The following is an 11,233-nucleotide window of genomic DNA, read 5'->3' as shown; positions in this document are numbered from 1 at the left end:
GACCAACGCGCTGCCGCTGTGCTGGCAAGACCACCGGCGCATCCACAACCCCGACTACGTCCACGAACGGGTCCGAGAACCCGACGGCACGCTGACCATCCGGTTCCACCGGAGGCGACCATGACCACGCGTCGCACCAAGGGAGAAGTCTGTCCCGGGGCAGAGGTGCGCTGTGGAGGAGGCGTCTGTCCCGGAGGAGGAGTCCCCGATGGAGCAGGAGTCTGTTGTGGAGACGAAGCGCGCCTTGTGGGACGCCTCAGGTCAGCCCACGCAGCCGGGCCAGGTCGACCACTGCTGGCCGTCCCAGCGACTGGCGTCGATGGCCTGCAGACTCGGGATCTGCTGGGCACCCGGCACACCCAGATCGACGGGCGTCGGCAGGTTGGCCGACTGCCGCGCGTCCGGGCCACCCTCGCGGTAGGTGAGCGCAGCCGCGGATCCGGTCTGCTGGGCAGCCTGGGCGAAGTCGACCCCCACGTCGGTCGCGGCCGAACTGTCGGAGCTGCCCGAGGTGGCGGTGCTGCCCGAGGTGGCGGTGCTGCCCGAGGTGGCGGTGCCGCCCGAGCCGGTCGTCACCGCGGCGATGACGGCCTGGGCGGTGGTCCGATCTGCTGCGGAGGCGACCGGCAGCGACTGAGTCGTCACGACCTGCTCGCCATCGGCCGCCGGAGCGACCACCGACGTCCGTACCGCGGTCAGCTCACCCGACGGGGACAGGTCATATTGCGCACTGAGCCCAAGATTGGCCGTCCCGCCCGCGGAGGTGGTCGACTCGCCGAGCAGGCCGGCACCGAGGTCCTGTGCAATCTGGGCTCCGGCCGTGACGCTGACCGTCTGGGAGCCGTCGGCGTTCGTCTGCACCGAGGTCACCTCGCCGCCCGCGCCGCCAGCAGCCTCGGGGTCGTCGATGACGGCCTGCACTGCCGCGGCTGCCGTGGTCGACGCTCCACCGCCGTGCGTCGTCGCCACGGGCGCGCGTCCGCTTGCGCCGCCCATGCCCAACTGCTGCGCCGACCAATCGATCAGACCGCGCGAATCACCGATGGGCGACGACGTCACTGCGGCATCCATGACCTGGTCGTAGCGAGCCTCGTTGACGATCGCGTGCATGTCGGCGGGGGTCGAGGCGGAGTACAGCTGGGTCACCGCACCCGGGATCGCGCTCGGGGACGCGGCGGCTGCGACAACAGGGCTCGTGGGCACCGCGCTCGTGGGCACCGGGATCGAGCCGGCGCCGGGCGCGTCGGTCACGGCCACGCGGTAGGTCCCGTCCGAGAGCTGCTCGACCCGCACGACACGGTCTGCGCCGGCGGCGACCTGCGCGGCCGAACGGACCCCTCCGGAGGGCGACACCCCGCCGGAGGCGGTGGCGCCACTCGACCCGTCGACGGCACACGGACCGCTCGAGATCGGCCCCTCAGCGGACGGCGCTCCGGCCGCCCCGGGCGCGCACCCGCCGGTCACCGTGCAGACGGCGCCGCTGAAGCCGCGCGTGAACGCCGATCCACCGGCGACCGCGCCGATCACCGACGTGGCCACGACGGCGGCGACGATCGTCATGCCGATCGTCTCCAGCGTGGCCTGCCCGCTGTCGGCCTGGCCGTGCGCGGATCGTGGTGTGGACATGATGAAACCCCCTCGCGGGCAAGTATGTCTGGGCCCAGCGCCGGGGACATGGGCCCGCAGGCCCGTTCCTCCGCGGCGCGACGCACGGTTCAATGGGCTGTGGACGACGATCGCCCAACCACGGGTCGATCCGTTTCACCATCAGCAGAGCAACAACACAAGGGGGAGAGAGCGCGTGCGAGTGGCGCTGACCGTATTGGCCTGGCTGGGCACGGTGATCACGTTGGCCGTCTCGGCCACGGCGCTGGGGGTGCTCGGCAACCTCATCGGGGCCAACAACGGATCGCCGTTCGTCGCGCTCGTCGTGCGCACCACCTTCGTCCTGCTGGCCCTGGCCATCACGGTGGCCTTCGTCGTCGCCCGGTCCGACGGCACGTCGGGGGCGGTCTGGCTGTCGGCGGCGGTCGTGGCGTATCTGCTCGTGCCCCTGACCTGGGATGGCAGCCTGCTGTTCGGCAACCAGTTCCTGCCGTGGTGGGGAGCGGCGATCTTCGACCTGTGCATCTGGACCCTGGTCGCCCTGGCCGTCGTCGAGTTCGAGTCGAGCCTCGCGCGCCGCCGTGCGCGCACTGCCCCGGTGAACACGGGGTTCCACCAGCCGTACGGGGGGCAGTGGTGAGCGGGAGGTCGACGGCGTCGGTTGAGGTGGCGCGGGCGCGAGGCAGGTCGGGGGCGATGCTCGGAGCACCGTGGCTCAAGACGTTCGGGGCACCGCGGCTCAAGGCGGCGACCGTGTGTCTCGTCGCGGCGCTCGCCCTGAGTGGCTGCGCGAGTGACTCCCAGGCCGAGGCGCTGCCGCCGTCGTCCGCGGCGCGACCCTCCACCCCGCCGCCGACGCCGGTCGAGCCGGTGACGAGCGCGCCGTTGGAGTTCCGTACCATCAACGGCGCCCACTTCACCCTCAGCGTGCCCGGCGGGTGGCGCGAGGTTGTCACGAAACCGACCGAGGGCACGCCCGGCACCTGGGTCTACACCCAACGGTCCGCGCCCGCGGCCACCCCGATCGGCGTCGGCATCGTCGTCGACGACCAGCCCAAGGCCGACGTGTTCCAGCAGTCCATGGCGCTCGAGATCGCCAAGAAGGTCGAGGAGGTCAAGGACTTCACCCGCAGCGAGATCACTTGGCCCGGAGCGGAGTACGCCGTCGTCATGGAATGGACCGAACCGACTGCCGGCACGAAACCGGTCTACCGGCGCACCCGCCAGATCATGGCCCAGGTCAACCCGGGGCTGATCGTCAACGCCGTCGCCGTCGGCGAGGCCAAGGACTTCAAGGACTCCGATCTGCTGCTGGCGTTGAGCACGTTCACCCCGAAGTAGCCCGCGGGCACGGCGCCCTGGGTGGGGTGTTCGGGCGGTCGTTCGGGCACGATCGCTGCGGCTTGGGGCAGTCCTCCCCAATGCGCCGTCCACGATCTGCGGGATACGTTGGGCGACGATGCAAGTCCGGCTATGGTCGGACGTGGCCCCCGACCCCCCTCAGGAGTGGACCCTTGCCCGAGGTGACCCAGACACCGGAGCACGCCGACGCGACGGCTGGACCCAGCGACGCTCCGGCCGTGACGAACGACGACCAGACGGCTGGACGCAGCGACGCTCCGGCCGCGGCGAACGACGACCAGCTCATCACCTACCCGAGCGCCCAGTTCCCCGGACCACCGTCGGTCTCGGTGCAGATCCCCTCCGACTGGGCGCCGGTGCGCGTGCTGGGTGCCCACATGGCGGCCCGCCGGGTCGACACCGACTCCAGCTTCGCGCCGAACATCGTGGTCCGCGGGTACGTGCGCGACGACGCGTTCACCCTCGCCGACGCCATCGACGAATTGCGTGAGCACGTCGAGGGCCTGCCCGATGGCCAGGTCGACGCCCCGTTCGACATCGAGATCGGCGACGCTCCGTTCGTCGGGTGCAACGTCTCGTGGCACGACCCGGAGCTCGGTCAGGTCGTCCAGGTGCACCTGTTCACCGCCGCCGCCCGATCGAAGCGGATCGACGTGGTGCAAGTGACCGGTTCGGTCTGCGGCGACGGTGCGGTCGACGATTACGCGACGCTGCGCGGGATTCTCGAATCCGTCGCCGTCACCCGATGACCATCGACCACCTCACGGAAACGGCCACCATGTCCCTGAGAGTCGGCGCCGCCACGGACGTCGGTCGCGTGCGCGACCACAACGAGGACGCGGCACTCGCGGAACACTCGGTGTTCCTCGTCGCCGACGGCATGGGCGGTCACGCCGCCGGTGAAGTGGCCAGCCAGATGGTCATCGAGGCGATGCGCGAGATCGCCAGCCGTGACGCGTTGACCGTCGACGACCTCGTCGCGCAACTCGACCTGGCCAACACGCGGATCATCGACGAGGCCGAGGCCAAGCCGGAGCGTCGTGGCATGGGTACGACCGCCACGGGCCTGGCGGTGGTCAACGCCGACGGCGCCGACCACTGGGCCGTGTTCAACGTCGGCGACTCGCGGGTCTACCGCTTCATCGACGGGCAGCTGACCCGGGTGACGGTCGATCACTCCGAGGTTCAGGAGCTCACCGACGCCGGCGTCATCACCGAGGCGGAGGCGCGCGTGCACCCGTTGCGCAACGTCGTCACCCGATCGCTGGGTGTGACGCCGACGCTGGAGGTGGACACCTGGGTGTTTCCGCCCTTTCCGGGTGAGCGATTCGTCATCTGCTCGGACGGGCTGACCAACGAGGTCGGCGACGACGACATTGCCTGGATCGTCGGTCAGCAGGATGACCCCCAGCAGACCGCCGAGGAACTGGTGCGCGCCGCCGTGGAGCACGGCGGCCGCGACAATGTCACCGTGATCGTCGTGGCGCTGGACGCCGTCGACGAGGAGGACTCCGAGACCGTGCCGCGCACGACGTTTGAGCCGAACACAGGAGAGTGAGCAACGTGGAGATGACGACGAGCCCGCGTGAGGGCTGGATCGATGTCGCGTCCGGCGACGTCACTGTCCTGGCCGAGGGCAACCCGCACCTGGCCGATGCCCTGCGCGGGGCCATCGCCGGGCGGGACGGGGACACCGCGATCGAGGCGGCCCTGGACATCCTGACCCAGGCCGGGTGGCGGCAGGCCCGCGACTTCGCGCTGGCGGCGACCCACGGCGACCAGGTGCGGATCGTCGTGCGCGGTGATGCCTTCGCAGTGGTCGATACGCAGTCCGAGGCCTACGACGTGCGCAGCCCGAACCGCACTCCGTGGCTCGACACCGAGTTGAGTGGCGTGACGCACGTCCACCTCGAGACCGGACTCCCCGAGCCCGAGCCCGAGCCGGAGCCCAGTGGCTGGGCCCTGCCGTCGGCGTTCGGTGGTGCTGTGGGTGCGGCCGGGACTGGTGCTGTTGGTGCGACCGGGACTGGTGCTGTGGCTGCTGGGGCTGGAGCGGATGCAGGTGCGGCGGTCGTGGGTGCCGGTGCCATCGCGGCCGACAACGCCCCGATCGAGGAGGAGGCCTGGCCCGGCGGTCTGGCCTCTCCGCACGAGCCGGTCAGCGTCGATGCCACGGGCTTCTCGGCTCCGGCCGTGCCGCCGGTCGGTGGGACTGCCGCTGTGGTGCCCGTCGCGGCTCCGGCGCCGGAGGAGACGGTCGACCCTGCCGAGGCCGCGGCGCCGGTGCAGGCGTGGGGTGGGGAACGCCCTGAACAGGTGGCCAGTGAGCAGGTTGTCAGCGAGCCGGCCTACACCGAGTCGGCCTACACCGAGCCGGCCTACGCCGAGCCGGCCTACGCCGAGTCCCCCTACCTGAACGACGACGACCAGGCACCAGCCGGTCCGGTCGTCCTTGCCGTGCTCTGCCCGCAGGGACACACCAACGCCCCGCACGCCTCGCACTGCCGCGTCTGCGGTGAGGCCATCCCGCCGCAGCAGGCCACCGAGGTCGCCCGCCCGGCCCTGGGCGTCCTGACCCTGACCACCGGCGACAGCGTCGACCTCGACCGCGGCGTGCTCCTCGGCCGGTCCCCCAAGGTCGCCCCGGACATCCCCGAAGCCCACCGCCCCCACCTGGTGCGCGTGCCCAGCCCGGACAACGACATCTCCCGCAACCACGCCGAGATCATCCTCGACGGCTGGTACGTGCTGCTGCAGGACCTCGGCTCCACCAACGGCACGACGCTGACCCTGCCCGGCCAGGACCCGATCCGACTGCGTCCGCACGAGCAGACCCCGATCGAGCCCGGAGCCGTGTTCACCCTCGCCGAGCAGGTGTCGGTCACGTTCGAGGCGCGCTGAACCGATGAACACCGCGGCGGCTCCCGAGATCCCGGGGCTGGAGTACATCCAGCCGCTGGGCTCGGGCGGCTACGCCGACGTCTACCTGTACCAGCAGCAGATGCCGCGCATGCGCGTGGCGGTGAAGGTGCTGCGCCAGGAGGGCCTGACCCCGGCGCTGCGCCAGCAGTTCGTCCATGAGGCCGACCTCATGGCCCAACTCATGGACCATCCATACATCGTGCAGGTCTTCCAGGCCGGCCAGGCGGCAGACGGCCGGCCCTTCCTGGTGATGAAGTACTACCCGCCGCCGAACCTGGCGCAGCGCTCGCGGCAGTCCCGGTTCACCGTCGAGGAGGTGCTGCGCACCGGAGTGCAGTTGGCCAGCGCGGTCGAGACGGCTCACCGGGCCGGCATCATCCACCGCGACATCAAGCCCGCGAACGTGCTCGTCAGCCAGTACGGCGCTCCGGGCCTGACCGACTTCGGCATCGCCGGGCGCGGAGCGTCGCTCGACGAGCCGGACGACGACGTCGGCGTGTCGGTGCCCTGGGCGCCCCCGGAGGTGCTGTTCGGGCACTCCAACGGCGATCGCACCTCCGATGTCTACTCGCTGGCGGCGACGCTGTGGCAACTCCTGGTCGGGCGATCGCCGTTCGAGGTGCCCGGCGGGGACAACTCGGCCACCGCGCTCATGCCCCGCATCCGCTCCAACCCGCCACCGTCGACGGGTCGTGCGGACGTGCCGGTCGCCCTCGAGCGGCTCCTGGCCCAGGCCATGGCCAAGGAGCCGGGCCAGCGCCCGCAGACGGCCCTGGAGTTGGCGCGCGGGCTGCAGCACATCGAACTGGAGCATCGTTACCCGCGCACGCAGATCGTCGTGCTCGACGAGGCCGGCCAGGTCCCTGTCGTGGATGCGGTCTCGGGCGACGGAGCAGTGCTGGCCGACGAGGCGGTGTCGGCGGCTGGCGGGGTGCGGGACGGAGTGCTGCACATCGACGACGCGACGCTGGCACGGGAGGGACACCCACCGCTCAGCGGCGGTCGCACGATCCCGCCCGCGGCGCCGGTGCCGATCGCCAGCGGAGTCGTGCCGGTCGGGCCCCGCGGCCAGCAGTTGGCACCGACCGATCCGGAGGAGGAGATCGAGACCCGCCTCGTCGCGCGACCGGCAGCGCAGGCCCAGCCGTACCGCGCTCCGGCGCAACAACACCCGGCCCAGCCACACCCGGCCCAGCCACACCCGGCTCCGGCGCCACCCTACGCAGCCCAGCCGTACTCGCCTCCGCCACCAGCAGGTTCGCCGTTCCCGGCAGCCGCGCCGACGTCGCCCACGCCCCACGCCGTGGCATCATGGCAGGCAGGGGGAGAGCCGACGACGTACCCCGCACCCCCCTCGCCCTTCGACCAGGGGCCGGGGCCGGTGGTGGAGACTCAGGGCCCGGTGGGCCGCTCGAAGCGGCTGTTCTGGGTGGTGATCGGGCTCGTGATGATCATCGCGCTGCTCGTCATCATCATCACCCTCGTCGGCTGACCGCCACCGTCGCGCCCGTGTGACGGTGGCAGCGAACGCAACGAAAGGACGGATTCGCGAGCATGGGTGTCGTCATCGACTTCTGCGGGGAGCGCTTCGACGCTCCGACCGATCAACCGCTGACGATCGGGCGTGAGGGTGACGTCCAGATCGACGACAATCCGTTCCTGCACCGGCACTTCCTGCAGGTCACGCGCGAGAACGACCTGTGGTGGCTCACCAACGTCGGGTCGACGCTGACCGCGACGATCGCCGATCCGAAGGGCCTGTTCCAGGCGTATCTCGCGCCCGGAGCGCGGATCCCGCTGGTCCTCGACAAACTCACCGTGTGGTTCACGGCCGGGCCGACCACGTACGACTTCGACGTCATCGTCAGCGCCCCGGCGTACACCCCGGTCGACAACGACGCGGTCGACCTGCCCGACTCCGGTGAGATGACCGTCGGTCGAGTCAGCCTCACCCCGGACCAGAAGATCCTCATCGTCGCGCTGTGCGAGGACTTCCTGCGCCGCGCGACCGCCGGGACCGGCCAGGTGCCGTCGTCGGCCGACGCTGCGGCTCGGCTGGGGTGGACGGTGACGAAGTTCAACCGCAAACTCGACAACGTGTGCCAGAAGTTTGCCGACGCGGGGATCCGGGGGCTGCACGGTGGCCCGGGCAAACTCGCCTCGAACCGCAAGTCCCGGCTGGTCGAGCACGCCCTGTCGACGCGCATCGTCACCCGCAAGGATCTCGCCCTGCTCGGGCCGCGGCCCAGCCTCGAAACCGGCCTCAACCCGCAGGGGGCGGGGGTGGCCATGGCCGGAGAAGCGAACGACGGGCCGAAGAAGCGCGGCGTGCCGGTCATTCGGCCGGGGCAGCCGCGACGGGTCCCGCCGAGCCGACCGCGCTGACCTGACCGCGCTGACCACCCCTAGACTCCCTCACATGAGCCATCGCATCGCCTCGGATCTGGTCGCCAACGTCATCGGGATCAGCGTCGCCGTGGGGGACCGCGTCGAGGTGGGCGCGGAGATCGCCCTGCTCGAGTCCATGAAGATGGAGATCCCGGTGCTGACCGAGGAGGCCGGCACGGTGATCGAGGTCAAGGTCCACCTGGGCGACGTCGTCCAGGAGGGCGACGTCCTGGCTATCGTGGAGTGACCCGGTGAGCCCCGGGGTCGGAGTGGGCATCGCGCTGATGCCGTTGCTCATCGGGCTGATCTTCGTCGGCGTCGGCATCGGCATGTTGCGCACGCAGCGGCGCAACCGCTCACGGTGGGTGCCCACGACGGGCACGGTCACGCGGTGGGAGCACACGCCCATCTCCAGCATGGACATTGACACCGTCTCGCTGCCGGTGGTCGACTTCGTCACCCACGACGGGCGGCCGATCCAAGCGTCACCGAGCTCGGCCGTGGATGTCGGCATCTACCGCACCGGTCACACCGTCGACATCTGGTACGACCCGGCGAACCCGCAACGCATCGCCGTGGGCTCGACGAGTTCGACCCTGCTGCCGATCCTGCTCATCGTCATCGGCGTGGTGCCGCTGGGCATCGGGCTGGTGCTCGGCGCGGTGGTGCTGCCGAAGGTGTTCTGACATCTAGGGCCGGGCCGGCAAACGCCGACCCGGCCCGAGATGCCGTGGTGAGACCCGGTGAGGTGACCGGTCAGCGCTCCTGCGTGCCGGCGATGAACTCCTCGAGGAGGGCACGGCCCTGCTCGTCGGGACGCTGCACGGGCGGGGACTTCATGAGGTACGCCGCCGCCGAAATGAGCGGGCCGCCGATGCCGCGGTCCAGACCGATCTTCGCGGCGCGGATGGCGTCGATGATGATGCCGGCGGAGTTCGGCGAGTCCCAGACCTCGAGCTTGTACTCGAGGTTCAGCGGGGCGTCGCCGAAGGCGCGGCCCTCGAGGCGCACGTAGGCCCACTTGCGGTCGTCGAGCCACTGGACGTAGTCCGAGGGGCCGATGTGGACGTCGCGGGCGGCGAACTCCTTGTGGACGTTCGAGGTGACCGCCTGGGTCTTGGAAACCTTCTTGGACTCGAGGCGCTCGCGTTCGAGCATGTTCTTGAAGTCCATGTTGCCGCCGACGTTGAGTTGGTACGTGCGGTCGAGCACGACGCCGCGGTCCTCGAACAGCTTCGCCATGACGCGGTGGGTGATGGTCGCGCCGACCTGGGACTTGATGTCGTCACCGACGATCGGCAGCCCGGCGGCCTCGAACTTCGCGGCCCACTCCGGGTCGGAGGCGATGAACACCGGCAGCGCGTTGACGAAGGCGACCCCGGCGTCGATGGCGCACTGGGCGTAGAACTTGTCGGCCTCCTCCGACCCCACCGGCAGGTAGGAGACGAGGACGTCGACCTTGGCGTCCTTGAGGGCGGCGACGACGTCGACCGGCTCGGCGGCGGACTCGTGGATCGTCTCGCGGTAGTACCGGCCCAGACCGTCCAGGGTCGGGCCGCGCTGCACGAGCACGCCGGTCGTCGGCACGTCGGCGATCTTGATCGTGTTGTTCTGGGAGGCGTTGAGAGCTTCGGCCAGGTCCTTGCCGACCTTGAGGTCGTCGACGTCGAAGGCCGCGACGAACTCGACATCGTTGACGTGATAGTCACCGAACTTCACGTGCATCAGGCCCGGCACCGTGCCGGCCGGATCGGCGTCCTTGTAGTACTCGACACCCTGCACCAGCGAGGTGGCGCAGTTGCCGACGCCGACGATGGCGACGCGGATCGAACCCATGATGCTCCTTGTTCCGAGGGTGGCGGCGCGAGCGTCCGCCCACGAGGGAACGTTGCGAACGCCCTCTCGCATTCCAGACAGTCATGATGCGGCTCCGAACCGAGGCGTGAGCGCCGGTCGGGCGGCATCCCAACGAGTCACTCTACCCGGATGGTGGTCGTAGGCCCCTCATCCACAGTGTTTACGGGTACCGTGCACACACGATCTGCACCGCCGGTGCAGCGTTCTTGCGTGCATCGCGCGTCTTGGAGGCATGAGTGTCATGACGGGAGAGCAACTGGGCTTCGGCTCACGTCGCGTCTCGTCGACGCCACCACCGCGCCGCGAACGGGTCGCTGCCAGAAGGGCCGACACCGAGGTGGTCCGCCCCGTCGAGGCGTCACCCGCGCTGACGATCGAGCAGTTCATCGCCGATCACGGAGCGCAGCTCATGCGCTTGGCGTATCTCGTTACCGGATCGCAAGTCGACGCCGAGGACCTGTGGCAGGAGACCTTCACCGATGTCCACCGCAAGTGGTCGAAGGTCAGCGCGGCGGTGTCACCGCATGCCTACGTGCGCACCATGATGATGAACCGGCACACCTCCGCGATGCGTCGGAAGTGGACCGGTGAGCACCCCACGGACCCGGCGGCGTACGTCATGACCAGCCAGGCCGTCGCGGACCCGTCGGAGCGGGTCGACAGCGACGATGCCCTGTGGCAGATGCTGTCGACGCTGCCGCCGCGGATGCGCGAGGTGCTCGTGCTGCGGTACTTCGAGGATCTGGACGACCACGCGATCTCCGAGGCCCTGGGTCTCGCGGTGAGTTCGGTGCGCTCCACCGCCAGCCGCGCGCTGGCCCATCTGCGTGACCTCGAGGCCCAGGCCGGAGCCCAGGGGCGTGATGCGCGATGACCGATCTCGAGTCGAGGTTGCGGTCCACCCTCCGCCAGCACGCCGACGACGTGCCCTTCGACGTGGCCGCGTGGACGGCCGTCGCCACCGGAGCGGCCGCTGCCGGCCTGGCCGCCGGGATTGCCGCGAGCGGATCGGGGGCTGCCGGTGGTGCCGCGGCTGCGGGTGCGACTGGTGCTGCGGGTGCAGGTACGGGTGCCGGAGCAGGTGCCGGAGGCGCCGCGG

The 11,233-nt window shown here is 70.4% G+C and carries 13 protein-coding genes; 11 read left to right on the top strand and 2 right to left on the bottom strand.

The features are described 5' to 3' along the window. Nucleotides 1-261: 261 nt before the first annotated feature. Entirely contained in the window at nucleotides 262-1,626 is a 1,365-nt protein-coding gene (locus KD1_RS13375; RefSeq protein ID WP_068402711.1) for a hypothetical protein, read from the bottom strand. A 175-nt stretch (nucleotides 1,627-1,801) separates the two neighbouring features. Here KD1_RS13375 and KD1_RS13370 point away from each other — a divergent pair, with 175 nt between their 5' ends. The 9 genes from KD1_RS13370 to KD1_RS13330 all read left to right on the top strand — a co-directional run bounded on the left by KD1_RS13370 (nucleotide 1,802) and on the right by KD1_RS13330 (nucleotide 8,963). Then, nucleotides 1,802-2,245, top strand: a complete 444-nt coding sequence (locus tag KD1_RS13370) for a hypothetical protein (RefSeq protein WP_068402709.1) — start codon at nucleotides 1,802-1,804, stop codon at nucleotides 2,243-2,245. Nucleotides 2,246-2,301: 56 nt separating this feature from the next. Continuing rightward, a complete protein-coding gene (locus tag KD1_RS13365) occupies nucleotides 2,302-2,946 on the top strand; it encodes a hypothetical protein (RefSeq protein WP_068402707.1) in 645 nt (214 codons plus the stop codon). A gap of 173 nt (nucleotides 2,947-3,119) precedes the next feature. Then, nucleotides 3,120-3,716, top strand: coding sequence for a hypothetical protein (locus KD1_RS13360; protein WP_068402705.1), 597 nt, complete (start codon nucleotides 3,120-3,122; stop codon nucleotides 3,714-3,716). A 29-nt stretch (nucleotides 3,717-3,745) separates the two neighbouring features. Beyond that, nucleotides 3,746-4,525 carry a PP2C family protein-serine/threonine phosphatase gene (locus KD1_RS13355; protein ID WP_083542473.1) on the top strand — a complete coding sequence of 260 codons (780 nt, stop codon included), beginning with the start codon at nucleotides 3,746-3,748 and terminating at the stop codon, nucleotides 4,523-4,525. Nucleotides 4,526-4,536: 11 nt separating this feature from the next. Continuing rightward, nucleotides 4,537-5,868 carry an FHA domain-containing protein gene (locus tag KD1_RS13350; RefSeq protein WP_245627413.1) on the top strand — a complete coding sequence of 444 codons (1,332 nt, stop codon included), beginning with the start codon at nucleotides 4,537-4,539 and terminating at the stop codon, nucleotides 5,866-5,868. Between the two features lie 4 nt (nucleotides 5,869-5,872). Beyond that, a complete protein-coding gene (locus KD1_RS16340; RefSeq protein ID WP_083542472.1) occupies nucleotides 5,873-7,381 on the top strand; it encodes a serine/threonine-protein kinase in 1,509 nt (502 codons plus the stop codon). Nucleotides 7,382-7,443: 62 nt separating this feature from the next. Beyond that, a complete protein-coding gene (locus KD1_RS13340) occupies nucleotides 7,444-8,274 on the top strand; it encodes an FHA domain-containing protein (protein ID WP_306307023.1) in 831 nt (276 codons plus the stop codon). 34 nt (nucleotides 8,275-8,308) lie between these two features. Continuing rightward, nucleotides 8,309-8,524: a biotin/lipoyl-binding carrier protein gene (locus KD1_RS13335; protein WP_068402699.1), complete on the top strand. Its 216-nt coding sequence runs from the start codon at nucleotides 8,309-8,311 to the stop codon at nucleotides 8,522-8,524. Between the two features lie 4 nt (nucleotides 8,525-8,528). Beyond that, entirely contained in the window at nucleotides 8,529-8,963 is a 435-nt protein-coding gene (locus tag KD1_RS13330) for a DUF3592 domain-containing protein (RefSeq protein WP_157073352.1), read from the top strand. A gap of 70 nt (nucleotides 8,964-9,033) precedes the next feature. On the opposite strand, the gene KD1_RS13325 is transcribed toward KD1_RS13330, so the two are convergent. Next, nucleotides 9,034-10,113 (bottom strand): inositol-3-phosphate synthase, encoded by a 1,080-nt coding sequence (locus KD1_RS13325; protein ID WP_068402695.1) that lies wholly within the window; start codon nucleotides 10,111-10,113, stop codon nucleotides 9,034-9,036. Nucleotides 10,114-10,375: 262 nt separating this feature from the next. On the opposite strand from KD1_RS13325, the gene KD1_RS13320 reads away from it, so the two are divergent. Both KD1_RS13320 and KD1_RS16335 read left to right on the top strand, forming a co-directional pair. Further along, the gene (locus KD1_RS13320) at nucleotides 10,376-11,008 is read left to right on the top strand and encodes a SigE family RNA polymerase sigma factor (protein ID WP_068402692.1); all 633 of its coding nucleotides are present in this window, start codon (nucleotides 10,376-10,378) and stop codon (nucleotides 11,006-11,008) included. Further along, on the top strand, nucleotides 11,005-11,233 hold a 229-nt coding region (locus KD1_RS16335; protein WP_176573010.1), incomplete at its 3' end, for a hypothetical protein. The genes KD1_RS13320 and KD1_RS16335, both read left to right, overlap by 4 nt.

The sequence above is a fragment of the Kribbia dieselivorans NBRC 106261 genome, assembly GCF_001552435.1.
Taxonomy (GTDB): Bacteria; Actinomycetota; Actinomycetes; order Actinomycetales; family Dermatophilaceae; genus Kribbia; species Kribbia dieselivorans.
The sequence above is the reverse complement of the archived record's forward strand: the minus strand, read 5'-3'. Positions and strand labels throughout refer to the sequence as shown.